Below are 17,278 nucleotides of genomic sequence, written 5' to 3'. Positions count from 1 at the left end.
CCTGATCCACCCGGCAGCACGAGACCCGCCTCCCATGAATGAGATCGAATCCGCCGTGCGTCAATGGCTGGACCGGGTCGTCATCGGCCTCAACCTCTGCCCCTTCGCGGCCCGGCCGGTGCGCGCCGGACAGCTTCGCGTGTTCGTCAGCGCCGCGACCACCGAACTGGACCTGCTGACCGACCTGCAGCTGGAACTCGCGCGCCTGGACGAGACGCCGCCGGAGCAACTGGAAACCACCCTCGTGGTCGCCCCGCAGATGCTGGCGGATTTCCTCGACTACAACGACTTCCTGGACCGCGCCGACGAGCTGCTGCAGAGCTTCGAGTGGGACGGCACCTACCAGGTGGCCAGCTTCCACCCGCAGTACCAGTTCGCCGGCACCGGACCGGACGATCCGGAGAACCTCAGCAACCGCTCGCCCTACCCGATGCTGCACCTGCTGCGGGAAGACAGCGTGGAGGCGGCGGTGGACGCGCACCCGGACATCGATGGCATCCCCGAGGCCAACATCCGCCGGCTGCGCGAGCTGACGCCGGAGCAGCGCAAGGAGCTGTTCGGGCCGTGACGCCGGGGTCGGTCATCCGCTTCCCGATCGTTGCGGCCGGGAAGCGGATGACAGCCCCCATCTTTGACCGCCGGCCCTGGCGGCGCGATGCTCGGCGCCTGATGACGGGAGACGGCTAATGAGACATCCCCTTGGCGCCCAGACGGACCGCGGCATGCGCCTCGTGCTGCTGGCCATCTCCCTGCCCTGCCTGCTCGGCGCCGCCTGGCTGCTGGGCCGCGCGCTGTGGGACCGGCAGTTCGCCCAGGAAGCGGTGGGCAGGGTGGTGGAGATCCGCGGCGACGTGCCGGCGTTGGTGGTGGAATTCGATGCCGGCGGCGGCGTGAAGCGCCGCGTGGAAAGCGCGGGCTCCGACCTGCACAGGAACTACCGCGAGGGCGACCGCATCCGCGTCTGGTTCAACCCGGACCGTCCGCAGGACGCCCGCCTGGACATCTTCATCGACAACTGGCTGTTCCCTCTGCTGCTGGGCGTGTTCGGCGGCTTCTTCGCGCTGCCGCTGCTGTTCATGGGCGGCTGGGGCGGCAGGCGCGGCGGAAGCGACCGGCTGGACAGCGGCGGCTCGCGCATCATGGCGGAGCTGGTCGAACTGCGGCCGGAGGTGCTGCTGGAGGCACTGCCGCGCGGCGTCGGCAACTTCTCGCTGGAAAGCCAGGACGGGAAATACACCCTGACGCACAATGGCCAGGTCCGCGATCCCTTCGACTCCATGGTGCAGCGCGAGCTGGGCCTGCACTACGTGCTGCGTGCGAAGTGGAAGGACACGCGCAGCGGCATCGAGTACTTCTACGAGAGCGAGCCGCTGGCGGAAGACCCGCAGAAGCTCAGGCGAATGCGCCAGGTGCCGGTGTTCATCGACCCGGAGAAGCCGCAGCGCTATCGCGTGGATACCTCCTTCATGCCGGCACCGGTGGCGGCGCAACGCGAAAGCGCGGTGCAATAGCCTTCACGGCCCCGGCACCTCGGCAAAGCCCGTCACATACTCGCGGATCACCGCCTGGTACTCGGCCAGCGGCAGCGACCAGGGATCCTGGTCCAGCAGTGGCAGCAGCAGCCCCTCGCGCAGGCGGTTGAACTCCGCCGACAGGCGCGTGCCCTGCAGGGGATCGCTGCGCAGCGAGGGTGCGCGGCGGTGATGGGTGGCCTGCTCGTAGTCGTAGGCGACGCCGATGGCGGTGGGCTCGTCCCACTTGCGCGCCAGCACCTCGATACCCTTGGGAACGCCGTCCGCGGTCATGCCCACCGGCACCACCACCGAGGGATTCTGCGTGGTGGACCCGAAGTCGCAGGTGCGCGGACTCGAGCCCGGCCGGATCAGCAGCGCGTCGAGGCGCACCTCGCCGCCGCCTGGCAGCGGATAGTGATCCATGAGCTGCTGCACGTAATCGCGGGTCAGGCGATGCTGTTCCAGCTTGGCCGGGTCCGGCCCCTGGCGCGAGTCCTCCAGCGCCGAGGACGCCACCGCCACCAGCGCCACCGGGCTGACCAGGCCGGTCTCTAGGATGCCGTCCACCGCCAGCAGCGAGCAGGTATTGTCCCCGGGGTTCAGCGCCGTCAGGCAGCGCCGCGGCGCGGCACGGCCGTTCTCGGCCTCGAACTGGCGGAAGTATTCGTTCCACTCGTAGTGCATGGCCGAAGCCGCCACCGAGACGAAGTCCGGGAACTCCACGTCGTAGACCTCCGCTCCCAGGGCGCGCATCTGCGCGATGGCCGCCTCGATCAACGCCAGGTGCTCGCCGCTGCCGGCCGAATCCAGCGAGCCGAAGCTCCGCACGAAGCCCAGCTTGCGGCCCTTGAGGCCGTACTGCGCGCGGTCCAGGAAGCGGGTGTAGTCGGAGGGGCGCTGCGGGAAGGCGGGATTCTCGTACTCCAGGGTCTTGGGATCGCGCAGGTCGGGACCGGCCATGGCATTGAGCGCCAGCACCGCGTCGTGCAGCGTGCGCGCCATCGGCCCCGGCGCATCGCGCGAGTGCGTCAGCGGAAACACGCCGTGCTGCGACACCAGGCCCACGCTGGGGCGGATGCCGGCCAGGCCGTTGACCGAGGAGGGGAAGCGGATCGACATGCAGGTGTCGGTGCCGGTGCCAATGGCGGCGAAGTTGGACGCGATGGCGGCGCCCGTGCCGGAGCTGGAACCGCCCGGACTCTGGCGGGTGTCGTAGGGATTGCGCGTCAAGGGGCCGCGGCCGCTGGTGCCGCCGACCGTGAAGGCGAATTCGTCCTGGTTGGCCTTGCCCAGGATCAGTGCGCCAGCGGCGCGCAGTCCCGCCACGGAATGGGCGTCCACCGAGGACTGGTGTCCCAGCATCGAGTACGAGCCCGAGCTGGAGGGGTGGTCGTAGGTGTCGTAGTTGTCCTTCAGCAGCATCGGCACGCAATGCAGCGGGCGCTTGCCGACGCCGTGATCGTGTTCGTAGAGCGCATCCAGCGCCGCCGCCTCCGCCCTGGCGGCCGGGTTGATGCGCAGCACCGACTGCACCGGCAGGCCGCCAGCCTGGGGCGTGTCGTCGATCGCCAGGATGCGGGCGACGTAGAGGTCATGCAGCGCCACGCAGCTCAGGCGCGAGCCGTCGGCCAGCCTGCGGCGGCCGGCGAAGGCCTCATGGATATCGGCGACGGTCGCCTCTTCCAGCACGAAAGGCTCGGTGCCGGGATCGGCGGAAGAGGAAGGCGTGGAGGAATTGCAGGCGCACAGCAGTGTGGCCGCACAGACGGGGAACAGCAGGCGAGGCAGCACAAGAGGATTCCGGTCGGGTGACGCGGAATCCCCTGCACAGGTCGTGCCGGCCCGGCCGGGCCGGCGTTCAGGCCGCTCTCAGCGCTGGTAGCCCTTCACGAAGTTCCAGATCTCATCGGTGGCCTGCATGTCATTGCTGGTCTTGCCGATCAGGTTCACCGGCAGGTACTGCGTACCGCCCGGCCAGGTATGGCCGCCGTTGTTGACGCGGTACAGCCGCACTTCCTTCGTGCCGCAGCCGTAGCGGAACAGGTCGATGCTGGTGCCGTCGTTGGCGCTGTCCAGCGTCTGCTGGGCCGGGTTGAGGCCGCAGCCCAGCTTGGCGGTCCACAGGCCCACCGCGCTGTCCACCGACTGCAGGGCCAGGGAGCTGTTGCCGGCCCAGGGGACGATGGGATCGCTGGTGCCGTGCACGAACATCACCGGCCGCGCCACTGCCGGCGCGCAGGCGTTGTAGAGGCCGCGGGTGATGCTGGTGGCGACGAAGCCGAAGGCCGCGATGCGATCCGGCAACTCGCAGGCCAGGCGCTGCGCCATGAAGCCGCCGTTGGAGAAACCGGCGGCGTAGGTTCGGGCCGCGCTGACGCCGAAGTCTTCCTGCATGATGTCGAGGATGCGGCGAACGAAGCCGACGTCGTCCAGGCCCGGGTTGAGGCCGGGATTGTCGTCCCAGGTGTTGTCGTAGTACTGCGGCAGCACCGCCCAGTAGCCCTGCGCGGCGACTGACTTGGAGAGGTTGGTGATGGTGGCCTGGCCCTCGGCATTGCCGCCGCGGCCGTGCAGCACCAGCATCATCGGGCTGCCGGCCACCGCCGGCTCGGGACGCACCACCGTGAACGTGCGGACCAGGCCGTTGTGCTCCAGCGTCACGTCGAAGGCCGCGGTCTTGGCCGCCAGCACGAGGTTGTTGCCGTGGATCTTCACCACGGTGCCGATGGTCTTCGGCGCCATCAGGGTCGGCCCCACCGTGTAGTTGCCGTCGGTGGCTGCCGCCGTCGCGCTCATCGTCAAGGCCAGCAGCGCGCATGCCCAGGTTGCCGATTTCATCCCGTGACTCTCCTCTTGCCGGTGATGTAGATCATTCATACTGGGTATCAGTGGACAACCTACGGCCAAAGTAGAGTATTTCTTACGTCTATGCGGCAAGCCCGGACCGATTGGCGTCGTACTCAGCCAGATAATCGGCGAGCTCCAGCACCGAGAGATCCGGCGAGAGGTCCACGCGCGTGAACGCGGAAACGGCGTGCCGGTCGATGCGCGCCAGCGAGGGGTCGTGCGCGCCCTGCAGCTGCAGCACCGCCACGATCACCACGTCCAGGTAGTCCGCGGGGCCGGTGTGGGTGCGGTAGATGTCCTCCTGGTAGTAGGGCACGTCGATCAGCGCCTCGGGGAAGTTCCAGGCCTGCAGCACCAGGCGGCCGACGCGCGCCGAGAGGCGGCGCAGCACGGAGTCCAGCGCGGCCGGCGACTCGCTCAGCTCCGCCTGCGACTCGGCCAGCCGCAAGATCGGCAGCACGCCAATCTCGTGCACCAGGCCGGCCAGCATCGCGATCTCGGGCTTGAGCACGGTGCAGTTCTTGGCCAGCACCTGCGCCAGCGCGGCCACCTCGGTGCTGCGCGTCCAGCTGCGGCGCAGGCGCTGCTGCAGCCAGGGCGACTTGGACACGAACAAGTGCTCCACCGCCAGGCCCGTCACCAGCAGCCGCGTCATCTGCAGGCCGAGGCGCGTCACCGCCTGGGCGAGGTTGTCGATGCGCCGGCCGCCGGCCTGGGCGATGGCGCTGTTGGCCACGCGCAGCAGGCGCACGGCCATCGCCGGATCCTTGGCGATTTCCGCCGCCAGGAGATTGACGGACACATCCTCGCGCCGGCTCATGTCGCTGATGCGCAGCGCCACCTCGGGCAGCGTCGGCAGCGTCAGGCGGTCATGCGTGAGGGCATCGACGACACTGCGGTAGAAACGGTCTTCGGCGGACATGGGCGGTTCCCGGTTGATAGGAGATCGCCCGCTTATCGGCGCCTGCGCATGCGCCTTGAGTGCCGCGTGTGCGGCCGGTCACATTGCCACGACGAATGGCGGGCGAACGCCCGCCAGCCGGGTTCAGGCCGCCAGCGGTGCCGCCTGCCGGGCTTCGTGCTCGCGGTCGAGCAGCACGCGTCCCAGACGCTCGCGGCCGTGCAGATCGGTATAGGCGCCGTCGCGCCAGGCCATGCGGCCGCCGATCATCACATGGCTGACCACGCCGTCGGAGCGGTTGACCAGCTGGTTGGCCTCGAAGATGTCCCGCCAGATGTAGCGCACACCCGCGTCGGAGTCGTAGGCGCGCAGTGCTTCCGGGTCCATCACGACGATATCCGCCTGCGCGCCGGGCTTGAGCGTGCCCACGTCCAGGCCGAAGAACGCGGCCGGCTCCTGCGTCAGCCGGTGCACGGCGTAGGCGACCTTGTCGATGCCGTCCTCCTGCGCGAACTTCAGCATGCGCAGGTTGCCGTCGTAGAACGCCATGTTGGTCAGGTGCGCGCCGCTGTCGTTGAAGCCCGGCAGCAGCTTGGGATTGAACAGCAGCGCCTTGGTGACCTCGCGGTCGCGGTTGGCCGTGATCGTCCACCAGCGCAGCGCCGTGTCGAAGCGGCGCAACAGGTGCAGCAGGAAATCGCAGTCGTCGCCGGCCGGCTTCGGGAAGCTGGCGAAGGTCTCGCGCTCGGCCTCGCCGCGGGCGCCCTCGCCCGTGGCCTGCCAGCGCTGCAGGCGCTCGTAGACCTGCTGCAGCGTTTCGCCGCTCCACTCCGGGACCGGGCAGGTTTCCACGTTCATGTCCGACAGCTCGCGCGTCAGCACGTTGTCGTCCATGCGCAGGCGGCGCTTGAGGCGGGCCAGGCTGAAGCCGGTCTTGCCGTGGGTCCACATGCGGCGGAATTCCTGTTGCCAGGCCGGGTCCGACATGATCTGCAGGCGCCCCTCGCGGTCGCCGAGATCACGCTCGTTGAGCCGGCGCAGCACGGGAATCTCCTCGGCGATCGGCGTGATCACGCCGTCGCTCCAGAGCTTGAACGGTGCCGCCAGCGCCTGGAAGCGGAAATGGCCGTTGATGAAGCGCGAATTGAGGATGCGCGACAGCAGCAGGCCCATGCGCAGCAGCGACTTGTTGGTGACCAGGTCGATGGCCGCCACCGCGGTGACCTTGAGCGGCTTGCCGAAGAAGCGGCCCGAGGTCAGCAGGAAATTGCGCAGCACGCCGATCTTGCTGTCCTTGGGGGGAGTGGCCTGCCAGATGCGCCCCCAGCGCCGTACCAGGTTGGTCAGGTACTTCAGTTCGCCGTAGCGGGCGAACTGCGTCGGGATCTGCTTCTGGGTATTGGGCTGGTTGGCCAGGAAATGGAAAGGCAGCGCGTCCGTGGAAAACCCGACATAGCCCTCGCGCAACCCCTTCTCCACCAGCTGGCTCATGCGCGCCAGTTCCTGCGCGGTGGGCTCGCGCGTGATGCTGGCCTGCAGGCCCATGACCTCGATGCGCAGCATCGAATGCGGGATCATCGGCACCACGTTGGGACCCAGCGGCAGGTCGCGGAAGTGCTCCAGGTAGGCGAGCGAGTCGTTCCAGTGGACCCGGTCGCCGACCTTGCGCAGCACGTGCTTGGGCACGTTCTCGACGCGGGCGAAGCAGTCGACGATCGGATCGGCGCCGTCGCGGCGCTGCGCTCCGTAGGCCAGGCCCAGGCTGCAGTTGGCCACCACCACGGTGGTGGTGCCGTGGCGCACGGCCTCCGGCAGGCCCGGCTCCAGCTCCACCTCCAGATCGAAATGCGTGTGGATGTCCAGCAGGCCCGGCATCAGCCAGCGGCCGCCCACCTCCACCGTCTCGCGGGCCTGCTGCGCCGGCAGCCCGCTGCCGATCGCGGCAATGCTGCCGTCCCGCACCGCCACGTCCTGCAACTGCGGCCTGGCGCCGCTGCCGTCGAACACCAGCGCATTCCGGAACAGCACATCCCACCGCATCCCGCCGCCATCCATGTACCGACTCCTGCCAAATCCTTTCGACCGGGATCATAAGCAGGACTTTCACATTGGCGGATGGGAAATTCGGCTCTCCTGCCAGTAGGGGATTCACCCGTCGCGCAGGGCCCTCGCCCAATCCTCGGACCAGCGCTGCAGGGGCCCGAACAGCTCGAGCAGCTCGCGGCCGCGGGCGCTGAGCGCATAGCCATCCCCGCCGGCCTCGACGATCTGCGCCTCCCGCAGTTCCGCCAGGCGCTGGTTGAGCACCGAGGGCGACATGCCCGAGCAGGCCGCCTGCAGCGCCCGGAAAGACAGCGCGCCGCCGCGCAGTTCCCAGATGACGCGCAGCGTCCAGCGCCTGCCGAGCAGGTCCAGCAGCGCCATGATGGGGCGGCCGGAATCGGAGCCGCGGACGGGACGGTCGATGATGCTCATGTTGCGCTACTAATTCAGAAGCAATACGCTTCGATTATCGTAGCATTCCGGAGACGCCCATGTCCGACCCTGCCCCGGCCCGCATCGAAGCCCTGCCCCTGCCGCTGGCCCCGGAACTGGAGTCCGCCCTGTCGGAACTGATGCGCGGCGCCCCGCCGCTGCTGATCTTCCGCACCGTGGCGCACAACCCCCGCGTGCTGGCGCGCATGCTGGCCGGCGGCCTGCTGGACCGCGGCAGCATCCCGCTGCGCCTGCGCGAGCTGATGATCCTGCGCAGCACGGCGCGCTGCGGCGCCGAGTACGAATGGGGCGTGCATGCGGCGATCTACGGCGGCAAGGCCGGCTTCACGCCGGCACAGTTGCGGGCTTCGGTGCACGACCCCGCCGACGCGCCTGAATGGGCCCCGCCGGAACGGCTGGTGCTGCGCCTGGCCGATGCCCTGCATGAACGCCACGGCGTGGACGATGCCCTGTGGGCGGAACTGCGCGCCGCCTTCGCCGGGGACCAGCTGATCGAACTGACCATGCTGGCGGGGCTGTACCACGCCGTGTCGTACCTGGTGAACGTTACGCGCGTGCCGCGCGAGGCTTTTGCGCCGGGATTTCCCGCCGCAACCTGAGGGCGCGGGAGCCAGCTTGCCGGAAACCCCGGGCGGGAAGTCGCCAGCAAGCTGGCTCCTACATCCGTGTCCTTGAGGTATCGCCCTGCAGGAACGAAAAAAGCCCCGGCATCCGCCGGGGCTTTTTCGATGGAACCGCCCGCCACTCAGACGTGGCTGAGCCACTGCGGGTAGGCGCTGCTCTCGCCCTTCACCAGCGCGAGATACTGCTTCTGCAGCTTCTCGGTGATGGGACCGCGCGAGCCGATGCCGATCGGGCGGTTGTCCACCTCGCGGATCGGGGTCACTTCGGCGGCGGTGCCGGTGAAGAAGGCCTCGTCGGCCACGTAGACTTCGTCGCGCGTGATGCGGCGCTCCACCACCTTCAGGCCGTTGTCCTCGGCCAGCTGGATGATGGTGCGGCGGGTGATGCCGTCGAGGCAGGCGGTGAGGTCCGGGGTGTGCAGTTCCCCGCGGATCACCAGGAAGATGTTCTCGGCGCTGCCCTCGGCGATGTAGCCCTGGGTATCCAGGGTCAGCGCTTCGTCGTAGCCGTCGCGCAGCACTTCGTTCAGCGCCATCATCGAGTTGATGTAGTTGCCGTTGGCCTTGGCGCGCAGCGTGGCGGCGTTCGGATGGTGGCGGTTGAACGAGCTGGTCTTGACGCGGATGCCGCGCTCCATGTTCTCGGCGCCCAGGTACGCGCCCCAGGTCCAGGCCGCCACGATCACGTGGGTCTTGAGGTTGTCGGCACGCAGGCCCATGCCCTCCGCTCCGTAGAACACCATCGGGCGCAGGTAGGCGGAATCCAGCTTGTTGGCACGCAGCACCTCCAGCTGGGCCTCGTTCAGCACGTCCTCCGACCAGGGCATCTTCATGCCCAGGATCTTGGCGGAGTTGAACAGGCGGCGGGTGTGCTCCTGCAGGCGGAAGATGGCCGTGCCCTTGGGGGTCTTGTAGGCGCGCACGCCCTCGAAACAGCCGACGCCGTAATGCAGCGAGTAGGTCAGCACATGGGTGGTGCACTCGCGCCAGGGCTTGAGTTCGCCGTCATACCAGATGAAGCCGTCGCGGTCGGCCATCGTGCTCATGGATCGTTTACCTGTCAGGAATCTTGTCGGGTTAGCCGCGTTGGGCGGCCGAAGCCCTCTATTATAGGCAGTCCCGGAGCCAAAGAGCCCGCCCTACCCCAAGTAATGGCCCTGACCGATTCCCTGCCCGTCCGCGGCCCGCAGCCGCGCATCCTGATCGTGCGCCTCTCGGCGCTGGGTGACATCGTCTTCGCCACCAGCCTGCTGGACGGGCTGCGCAGCCGCTACCCCCAGGCCCACATCGCCTGGCTGGCCCAGTCCGGGTTCGCCGGGGTCCTGGAGGGCGACCCGCGCATCGACCAACTGCTCAGGATTCCCAAGGAAAGCCTCAAGTCGCCGGCCGCCCTGCTGGCGCTGCGCCGCGAGTTGACGGAACAGGCCTATGACTGGGTGCTCGACTGCCAGGGCCTGCTCAAGTCGCGGATGCTGGCGCGCCTGGCCGGGGGCGCCACGCGGATCGGCTTCACCTCCAAGGAGCCGGGCAAGGCACTGATGCACCATCTGCTGCCCAAGGGCGGCGAGCCGGCCGACATCAGTTCCGAGTACCGCTACATGGCCGAGCAGCTGACGGGGATTCCCGCCGGCCCGCCCCGCCTGGTGGTCACCGCGGAAGGGTCCGGGCGCATCGCCGAGGCCATGGCGGCCCTGGGCCTGGCCCCCGGCTTCGTGGCGCTCTGCCCTTTCACCACCCGGCCGCAGAAGCACTGGCGGGAGGAATACTGGCCGCAACTGGCGCGGCAGCTGGCCTCCCAGGGGCTGGGGCCCTTCGTGATCTTCGGCGGCCCCGCCGACCGGCCGGCCGCCGAACGCATCCACGCCCAACTGCCGCCGGGCAGCCTCAACCTTGCCGGCGAAACCCGGCTTCCCGACCTGGGAGGCTGGCTGTCTCCGGCCCGGCTGGTGATCGGCGTGGATACCGGCCTGACGCATATCGGCATCGCCATGCGGCGCCCCACGCTGGCGCTGTTCGGCTCCACCTGCCCCTATACCCGCGGCGCGGACTCCCCCTTGGCCGTCATGTACGACGGCCTGCCCTGCGCCCCCTGCCGGCGCCACCCGACTTGCGGCGGCGACTGGACCTGCATGAAGCAGCTGACGCCAGCGCGCGTCGCCGCGCAGGCCGTCACATTACTGGGGCTCGCATGAAGATCGTCCACGTCGAAACCGGCATGCATCTGTACGGCGGCGCGCAGCAGGTGGCCTACCTGCTGGCCGGCCTGTCGCGGCACGGTGTCGAGAACGTGCTGGTCTGCCCGCCGGGCGCGGCCATCGGGCAGCACTTCGCCGGCAGCCCCGTGAAGGTCATCGAGACCCCGTGCGGCGGCGACCTGGACCTCGGCTTCATCGGCCGGCTCAAGCGTATCCTGCGCGCCGAACGGCCGGCGCTGGTGCACCTGCACAGCCGGCGCGGCGCCGACGTGCTCGGCGGGCTGGCCGCGGGCCAGGCCGGAGTGCCGGCGGTCCTTTCGCGGCGCGTCGACAATCCCGAGTCGCGGCTGGCGGTGAAACTCAAGTACCGCCTCTACGATCGCGTCGTCTGCATCTCGCAGGGCATCGCCGACGTGCTGCTGTCCGAGGGCGTGCCCGCGGACAAGGTCCGCGTGGTGCGCAGCGCGGTCGATGCCGCGCCCTGGGCCCGGCCGGAGCCGCGCGCCGCGTTCTGCGCCGAGTTCGGCCTGCCGCAGGAGCCCCCCCTTCTCGGCGTCGTCGCCCAGCTGATCGAACGCAAGGGCCATCGCTACCTGTTCGAGGCGCTGGCGGCGCTGAAGCCCCGCCATGCCTTCAGCCTCGTGGTGTTCGGACAGGGACCGCTGCGCGAGGAACTCGAGGCACTGGCGCGCCATCTCGGCCTGGAAGGACAGGTCCGCTTCGCAGGCTTCCGCAAGGACCTGCCGCGCTGGCTCGGCTGCCTGGACCTGCTGGTCCACCCGGCGCTGATGGAGGGCCTGGGCGTGTCGCTGCTGCAGGCTTCGGCCGCCGGCGTCCCGATCATCGCCTGCCGCGCCGGCGGCATGCCGGAGGCCGTCGCCGACGGCATCTCCGGCCTGATCGTGCCGCCCGGCGACACGCCGGCCCTGCAGTTGGCCCTGGAACGCCTGCTGGCGGCGCCCGACGAGCGCCGCCGCCTGGGCCTGGCGGGCCAGCAGCGGGTGATCGACGAATTCTCCGCCCAGGTGATGGCGGACGGGAACCTGCGGGTGTACCGGGAGCTGGCGGCATCGACAGCGGGTTGAACGCCCGGGCGGGCCGCTGCGAATTTCCCTTCTGATACATTGGAGGCCGGGAGCCTGTGGCGGCACCAGGCGCAGAGCTTGACCCCACCGGCGCGGCAGGCCCCCGACGCCTTCACCCGAGAAACCCGAGGCAACCGATGCGGCCTGCCGAGTTAGCTGTCGTCTGCCTTGCCGTCGGCGATGCCTATGGCGACGAGTACATTGAACGCCTGCAGGTCATGCTGCAGCGGCATTGCCCTGTCCCCTTCACCTTGCACTGCTATTCCGACCGCCCGCGCACGGTCCCCCAAGCGGTCAACCTGGTGCTGCCGGAAGACTGGCGGCGCTATGAGCGCCCCGGCATGCGCCAGACCACCAAGAAGCTGCGCCTGTTCGGCAAGGCACTCTTGCCCTCGCCGGAATTCCTGTATCTCGACCTGACGCTGGTGATACGGCAGGACATGGGTTCCCTGCTGGACTTCGCCTTCGGTGCGCCGCAGGACCTCGTGATCATCGACGACTGGCACAACCCCGGCTACAACTCCTCGGTCATGCGCATCCGCACCGGAGCCCTGTCGATCGTCGAGGAGGCCTTCCTTGCCGGGGAGCAGTATCCGCAACAGGTGCCGGGCGACCAGGACTTCCTCCATGCCTGCCTGCAGGCCAAGGGTCTTGCCGACCGCGTGGCCCTCTTTCCCGAGGGCCAGATCATCAGCTTCAAGCGCGCCGCCAAGCTGAATCGCAATGAGCCCGCAAAGGCCGAAGCCATGCTGAAGCAGGCCACCATCGTGAAGTTCCATGGCGATCCCAAGCCGCACGAGGTGTTGGGGTCCCTATGGGACAACCTGCGCATGAGGCTGCGGCGCAGCGGTCGCTTCGGCTTGCGCGACATGCAGCCGCACTGGCGCCTGGAAGCCAACGAGCCATCTTGGCTGGAGCGCCGCCGCGACCTTCCCGCGGGCGGCGGGATACGGCCGATCGGCCAGGCCGAATACCGGCTGCGTTCGCTGCGCTACAGGCTGCTGAATTCCGTCCTGCGCCTGCGTCACATCGTTTCCACTTCGCGCTTCTATGGGCTGCGCTTCCGCGCGATCGCAGGCGACCGTCATGCATGCCTCATTGCCCAGGCCGGTGCCACCGAGGCCCCCATCACCATGGCCCTGCTCGGACTGGTACCGGGGCTTCCCGGCAGCGTGATGCTCGACATCGGGGCGAATCTCGGCTGGTATTCCTGCGTCTTCAGCCGCGCCATGCCGGAACTCAGGATTCACGCCTTCGAACCCGATCCGGTCATGCATGGACTCCTGCGGGACAACCTGGCACTGAACGAGCTGACCGGCATCGTGCCGGTGCAAGCCGCTGTCTCCAACCGCCAGGGCAGCGCAACCCTGTACCAGGACAGCACGCCGAACCGCGGCGAGAGTTCCCTGCTGCCGGTCGGCGAACAGGCCAGCGACGTCATCGTCACGGCGCCGACGCTGGTGCTGGACTCGTATCTCGCCGAGGCCGGCCTGGACGATGAGCCGATCCGATTCATCAGGCTCGACGTCGAGGGCCAGGGGTACGAAGCGCTTCGGGGGGCGCCGCAAGCGCTGCGCCGCTGCCATTGCCTGCTGATGGAATACTCGCCGCAGTCCCTCACCCGCTCCGGTGATGACGGCCAGGGCCTGCTCCAACTGCTGGTCGACGCCGGGCTCAAACCCAACGTCATCGACCAGTTCGGCATCCGGCCCACCTCGGTGGACAAGCTGTTGTCCGCAAGCCGGCAGGTCAACATGGTCTGGACGCGCTAGGCAGTGCAGCGCGCTCCGCCGCCGGCTGCCTCAGTCCAGCGGCGTGATGTCGAGGGAGGCGTAGATGTCGATCGTGGCGGTATCGGTGCAGTTGCGGGGAACGATGCTGCGCACTTCGATTCTCTGCCCGAGCTGCATGAGCGACACCAGGGCGGTGGTCAACGTTCCCACGACCGTCATGTCGGACAGCATCGGCGCCAGCATCTCCACCGGCAGGCGCCGGGGAATCTCGAAACACTGCGGCGCCGGCAGGTCGATCGGCAGGCCCCGCGAGCGGGGATGGCATTTGTAGGCTACCCGCCCGCCCTGGCGCACGTGGCTTTGAGCGAGCTCCTGCAGGCGCGTGCGGATGTCCGGCCACTGCTCCAGGAAACAGGGATGCGGCAACACGATGAGCAACTGCGTGTCGGCCAGGCACCCCGGCTCCAGGCCCGCGCCGCGCAGCACGCGCGAACAGATGTCCCTGACGTCCGGCCGGGCGAACCAGGAGGCCTCGATCTGCCGCACCTGCTTGGATGCCAGGCCGGAGTGGACGCGATCGGGCATCAGCACCCAGGCCTCGCGCACCGCCCGGGAGCCACCAACCATCCGGGGCTCTTCGACGGCCATGCCGCAGCGCTCGCTGCGTCGGCGTTGCTTCAGTTCCGCCCACCAGCGCTGGACGGCGTTCCGGTGCGGCTTCTTCGCCGCCATGTAGCTGAACAAGCCGTCCTCGACATAGGCTGGCACGGCGCGGGGACAACCGCTGAGAGCGGCGTAGAACTCCAGGCGGCGGTCGTTGCCGACCGCGATGTAGCCGGGGTCGAAGTCATGGGCCAGTGCCCGTATCGAATCGAGCACTCCTCCCGGCGCCACCTGTCTGCGTGCGGCACCCCTCTGGATTTCCGGAAAGCTTACGACGCGACAGAAGGGCCCATCCTTCTCCTCCGCCAGAAGCTCGGCCAGCAGATCCCGCGCGCCGGGCGGCTGGTCGATCAGCGCCAGCATGCAGTCGCGATCCGCGAACGGCCCATGGGCCAGGCCGAGGTACCAGAACGTGTGCAGTGGGGTGGACGACAGGAACAGGGCGCGACCGGACGCCGCCGCGTTGCGCGGCGCTCCATCGACAGCACTGTCGTAGGAGTGAGGACCGAGATCCATCTGGCTTCCATGCCATACCGTGACAAGTCCGGCCACCGTCCATGGGGCCTGACGCGCCGTCCCCGGTATAGCCTGAAAGGGTAGCGGCTGCGCGCTTTTATCATGGCGGCCTTGCAGCCGTCATCTGAATGGACTGTCAGGTTTTCCCGGGGTTCCGCAGCACCTCGAACTGTCGCCGGAGAGCGACACCGCCGCCGTCCGCCGCGTGAATTCAACCTCTGCCGGGCGGCAGGGCCTGCAGCTTCTCCAGCACCATCCCGACGGTGATTGCCGCCATGCCGTCGCCGCGGACGCCATGCAGCAGGGGATCCTCCAGTGCCGGCGGGGTGGCGCCGAACAGACCCAGGCTGGGCCTGTCGCAGGCCACCGCCAGATTGAGCGCGCCGGTATCGTTGCCGACGCAGTAGTCGCAATTGCGCAGCGCACCGGCCGTCACCATGATCGAGGGCTGCGCCAGCACATGGATGCTCGCCCTCAACCCGGCCGGCACCCTGCCGATGATGCGATGCCCGGAGTCGGCCTCGGCCGGCCCTCCCAGCAGAACCACGCCGGCGCCCTCGGCGGCCAATGCCTCGGCCAGTGCGGCGAAGCGCTCCTCGGGCCAGAGCTTGGACGCCAGCGAAGCGCCGATCGCAAAGGCGTAGCGCGGCCGCGGCAGATGCCGTAGTTGGCCTTCCATCTCCTCCGCCACCGCGGCCGGCACTGCCAGGCGCGGCGGCAAGGGGCCGTCGGCCAGCCCCTGGGCGACGGCGAACTGCGTGGCTTCCGGATACACCCAGTTGCCCGCCCCTTCATGACGCCGGATGTACGGCGGCCGGTTGAGGAACAGGCGCTGTCCGGCGGAGAACCCATAGCCGGCACGCTCGCGGATTCCCGCCAGCAGGGCCAGCACGGCGTAGCGCGTCCTGCCGGAGAAGATGAAGATCCGCTGGATACCCAACTCGCGCAGCTGGCGGGCAAAGGCGAACTGGCTGCCCGCCCCGTCATGGCGCCCGCTCCGGCGCTCGCTCTTGCGCGGCTTGCGGTCGAACTCGATCACCCGTTCCACGCAGGTCTCCGCGGACAGCAGGTCCGGCGCCTTGCAGGAAGGACGCGCGATGACGGTTACGCGGCCGCCACGGCTCTGCGCCGCGACGGCGCGGATGTAGGGAACATGGCAGATCAGGTCGCCGATCCCGCTGTGGTGGTGCACCACCGCGGTAGAGGGGCGCGAATCCTGCGCAGCGGAAGCCGTCACACGGCCCCCTCCAGGGGAACGATGCCGGCCGCGGCATAGACCGCCGCGGAGGCCGGCTGCGCCGACAGCTGCGTCAGCGAGCGCACCTCGATCTGCATGCCCAGGTGCTTGAGAGAGAGAAGGCCGGTCGTCAGCGCCCCCACCACCAGCGTCCCCTGCAACAGCGGCGCCAGTATCTCCACCGGCAGGCGGCGTGAAATCTCCATGCAACCCTCCGGCAGCAGGCCGGTGTCGGTGCTCGTGGAGCGTGGGTGGCGCTTGAAGCCGACACTCTGGCCGCGCGCCAGGGCAGCCCGTGCCAGGTCGCCGATATGCCTCGCCAACTCCGGATGCTGGCGCAGGAAGGATTCATGCGGCAACAGCAGCAGCAGGCGCAGGCTGCGCACCAGGGCGGGATCGACGCCGGCGCGGGCCACGGCATCGGCGCAGATCTGCTGCACGCCCTCCTCCTGGAACCAGGACGGCTCGATGCGATTGACGCTCTTGGCGCGCAGGCCCTCGTGCACCAGGTCCGGCAGCATCACCCAGGCCTCGCGCGTCACGCGCGCGCCGCCGACGAAGCGCGGGTGCTCCACGGGCAAGCCGTAGAGTTGCCGCCGCAGGCCGCCCGAAACCGCCTCCAGCCAGGGCGACGTCTTGCCCCTCGGCATCGGCATGTAGCTGAACATGCCGTCATCGATATAGCCGCCGACCGCCTCTGGCGCCTGCGACAGCGCCGCATAGAACTCGGCGCGCCGGTCATTGCCCACGACCACCCGGGACGGCTGCAGGCGGCGCGACGCCTCCGCCACCTGCGCCAGCACGGACCGCGCGCCGCGGATCTTGGCCAATGGGCTCTTGCCGATACGGGGGAATCTCAGGACCTCGCGGATCGGCCCGAGGCCGCGCTCCGCCACCGCTTCGGCAATGAAATCCCGGTCGCCCTCGCGCTGGTCGATCATGGCCAGCACGCAGTCATGCCGCCGCAGTGGGCCATGGGCCAGGCCCAGCGCCCAGAAGCTGTGCAGCGGGGTGGATGCGAGCAGCAGTGCGACCGGCGGTGCTGCAAGACGCGGGGCGCCGGCCACCGACGGCCGCGCAGGGAAAGCCGGTGCGCGATTGCCGAAGACAAAGCTTGAAGCGTCGAACGCGAAATCCGGACGCAGCGCGCGGGTTGCGGGGTTTTCCACGGCGTGTGCTCCTTTGGTTACGGATCGCACCCGACCGCGCGGCCTTCCGGCGGCGCTTGCCCCAGCCAAATGCCCGGCAGGCTCCTGCCACCCATCAACGCCACACGGTGGGATACGGCATCCCATGGCTAGGACAAGGATGGCGGGCCAATGTTGCGTGCCGATGTAATGCAGATTGCAACGGCAAGTCATCGCCCGAGCGTACCCCTGCCTATTGCGGCGGGATTCGACTCCTTTATAATCAGTCGCTTACGCAAAGAACCCCGATTCAGGCAGCTCTCTCCGCAGGGCTCCGTCAT

15 protein-coding genes are annotated in these 17,278 nt (G+C 68.9%); 6 read left to right on the top strand and 9 right to left on the bottom strand.

Annotation, left to right across the window (positions count from 1 at the left end):
- The first annotated feature begins 34 nt into the window (after window positions 1-34).
- Window positions 35-568, top strand: a complete 534-nt coding sequence (locus C3942_RS12830) for a DUF1415 domain-containing protein (protein ID WP_104230735.1) — start codon at window positions 35-37, stop codon at window positions 566-568.
- Between the two features lie 118 nt (window positions 569-686).
- A complete protein-coding gene (locus C3942_RS12825; RefSeq protein WP_104230734.1) occupies window positions 687-1,511 on the top strand; it encodes a DUF3592 domain-containing protein in 825 nt (274 codons plus the stop codon).
- Window positions 1,512-1,514: 3 nt separating this feature from the next.
- Here the strand turns inward: C3942_RS12825 and C3942_RS12820 are convergent, their stop codons facing one another.
- The 5 genes from C3942_RS12820 to C3942_RS12800 form a co-directional block, all read right to left on the bottom strand.
- On the bottom strand, window positions 1,515-3,305 hold the full coding sequence (locus C3942_RS12820) for an amidase family protein (protein ID WP_104230733.1): 1,791 nt from the start codon (window positions 3,303-3,305) through the stop codon (window positions 1,515-1,517).
- A 78-nt stretch (window positions 3,306-3,383) separates the two neighbouring features.
- Window positions 3,384-4,352, bottom strand: a complete 969-nt coding sequence (locus C3942_RS12815; protein ID WP_104230732.1) for a CE1 family esterase — start codon at window positions 4,350-4,352, stop codon at window positions 3,384-3,386.
- Between the two features lie 88 nt (window positions 4,353-4,440).
- Window positions 4,441-5,283 carry an HDOD domain-containing protein gene (locus C3942_RS12810; protein ID WP_104230731.1) on the bottom strand — a complete coding sequence of 281 codons (843 nt, stop codon included), beginning with the start codon at window positions 5,281-5,283 and terminating at the stop codon, window positions 4,441-4,443.
- 123 nt (window positions 5,284-5,406) lie between these two features.
- Complete coding sequence (locus C3942_RS12805) at window positions 5,407-7,317, bottom strand: N-acyl-D-amino-acid deacylase family protein (protein ID WP_104230730.1); 1,911 nt, start codon at window positions 7,315-7,317, stop codon at window positions 5,407-5,409.
- A 93-nt stretch (window positions 7,318-7,410) separates the two neighbouring features.
- Window positions 7,411-7,737: a winged helix-turn-helix transcriptional regulator gene (locus C3942_RS12800; RefSeq protein ID WP_104230729.1), complete on the bottom strand. Its 327-nt coding sequence runs from the start codon at window positions 7,735-7,737 to the stop codon at window positions 7,411-7,413.
- 59 nt (window positions 7,738-7,796) lie between these two features.
- Between C3942_RS12800 and C3942_RS12795 the strand changes: the two genes are divergently transcribed.
- A complete protein-coding gene (locus C3942_RS12795; protein ID WP_104230728.1) occupies window positions 7,797-8,357 on the top strand; it encodes a carboxymuconolactone decarboxylase family protein in 561 nt (186 codons plus the stop codon).
- Between the two features lie 146 nt (window positions 8,358-8,503).
- Here C3942_RS12795 and C3942_RS12790 read toward each other — a convergent pair whose 3' ends face one another.
- Window positions 8,504-9,427, bottom strand: a complete 924-nt coding sequence (locus C3942_RS12790) for a branched-chain amino acid transaminase (RefSeq protein ID WP_104230727.1) — start codon at window positions 9,425-9,427, stop codon at window positions 8,504-8,506.
- A 105-nt stretch (window positions 9,428-9,532) separates the two neighbouring features.
- Between C3942_RS12790 and C3942_RS12785 the strand changes: the two genes are divergently transcribed.
- The 3 genes from C3942_RS12785 to C3942_RS12775 all read left to right on the top strand — a co-directional run bounded on the left by C3942_RS12785 (window position 9,533) and on the right by C3942_RS12775 (window position 13,433).
- Entirely contained in the window at window positions 9,533-10,573 is a 1,041-nt protein-coding gene (locus C3942_RS12785; protein ID WP_104230726.1) for a glycosyltransferase family 9 protein, read from the top strand.
- Window positions 10,570-11,661, top strand: coding sequence for a glycosyltransferase (locus tag C3942_RS12780; RefSeq protein WP_104230725.1), 1,092 nt, complete (start codon window positions 10,570-10,572; stop codon window positions 11,659-11,661). The genes C3942_RS12785 and C3942_RS12780 overlap by 4 nt, the downstream gene beginning before the upstream one ends.
- A 137-nt stretch (window positions 11,662-11,798) precedes the next feature.
- Entirely contained in the window at window positions 11,799-13,433 is a 1,635-nt protein-coding gene (locus tag C3942_RS12775) for an FkbM family methyltransferase (protein ID WP_104230724.1), read from the top strand.
- Between the two features lie 30 nt (window positions 13,434-13,463).
- Here the strand turns inward: C3942_RS12775 and C3942_RS12770 are convergent, their stop codons facing one another.
- From C3942_RS12770 to C3942_RS12760, 3 genes are all read right to left on the bottom strand, one after another.
- Complete coding sequence (locus C3942_RS12770; RefSeq protein ID WP_104230723.1) at window positions 13,464-14,573, bottom strand: hypothetical protein; 1,110 nt, start codon at window positions 14,571-14,573, stop codon at window positions 13,464-13,466.
- A gap of 211 nt (window positions 14,574-14,784) precedes the next feature.
- On the bottom strand, window positions 14,785-15,810 hold the full coding sequence (locus tag C3942_RS12765; RefSeq protein WP_207766076.1) for a glycosyltransferase family 9 protein: 1,026 nt from the start codon (window positions 15,808-15,810) through the stop codon (window positions 14,785-14,787).
- Entirely contained in the window at window positions 15,807-16,979 is a 1,173-nt protein-coding gene (locus C3942_RS12760) for a hypothetical protein (protein WP_104230721.1), read from the bottom strand. Before C3942_RS12760 ends, C3942_RS12765 begins: the two co-directional genes overlap by 4 nt.
- Between the last annotated feature and the right edge of the window lie 299 nt (window positions 16,980-17,278).

It is taken from the genome of Solimonas fluminis (genome assembly GCF_002930645.1).
Lineage (GTDB): Bacteria > Pseudomonadota > Gammaproteobacteria > Nevskiales > Nevskiaceae > Solimonas_A > Solimonas_A fluminis.
The sequence above is the reverse complement of the archived record's forward strand: the minus strand, read 5'-3'. Positions and strand labels throughout refer to the sequence as shown.

What these genes read in the sequence shown, in the direction of transcription:
- C3942_RS12830 (WP_104230735.1), top strand. Translation starts at nt 35, where the DNA reads ATGAATGAGATCGAATCCGCCGTGCGTCAATGGCTGGACCGGGTCGTC.
- C3942_RS12825 (WP_104230734.1), top strand. Translation starts at nt 687, where the DNA reads ATGAGACATCCCCTTGGCGCCCAGACGGACCGCGGCATGCGCCTCGTG.
- C3942_RS12815 (WP_104230732.1), bottom strand. Translation starts at nt 4,352, where the DNA reads ATGAAATCGGCAACCTGGGCATGCGCGCTGCTGGCCTTGACGATGAGC.
- C3942_RS12810 (WP_104230731.1), bottom strand. Translation starts at nt 5,283, where the DNA reads ATGTCCGCCGAAGACCGTTTCTACCGCAGTGTCGTCGATGCCCTCACG.
- C3942_RS12805 (WP_104230730.1), bottom strand. Translation starts at nt 7,317, where the DNA reads ATGGATGGCGGCGGGATGCGGTGGGATGTGCTGTTCCGGAATGCGCTG.
- C3942_RS12800 (WP_104230729.1), bottom strand. Translation starts at nt 7,737, where the DNA reads ATGAGCATCATCGACCGTCCCGTCCGCGGCTCCGATTCCGGCCGCCCC.
- C3942_RS12795 (WP_104230728.1), top strand. Translation starts at nt 7,797, where the DNA reads ATGTCCGACCCTGCCCCGGCCCGCATCGAAGCCCTGCCCCTGCCGCTG.
- C3942_RS12790 (WP_104230727.1), bottom strand. Translation starts at nt 9,427, where the DNA reads ATGAGCACGATGGCCGACCGCGACGGCTTCATCTGGTATGACGGCGAA.
- C3942_RS12785 (WP_104230726.1), top strand. Translation starts at nt 9,533, where the DNA reads ATGGCCCTGACCGATTCCCTGCCCGTCCGCGGCCCGCAGCCGCGCATC.
- C3942_RS12780 (WP_104230725.1), top strand. Translation starts at nt 10,570, where the DNA reads ATGAAGATCGTCCACGTCGAAACCGGCATGCATCTGTACGGCGGCGCG.
- C3942_RS12775 (WP_104230724.1), top strand. Translation starts at nt 11,799, where the DNA reads ATGCGGCCTGCCGAGTTAGCTGTCGTCTGCCTTGCCGTCGGCGATGCC.
- C3942_RS12770 (WP_104230723.1), bottom strand. Translation starts at nt 14,573, where the DNA reads ATGGATCTCGGTCCTCACTCCTACGACAGTGCTGTCGATGGAGCGCCG.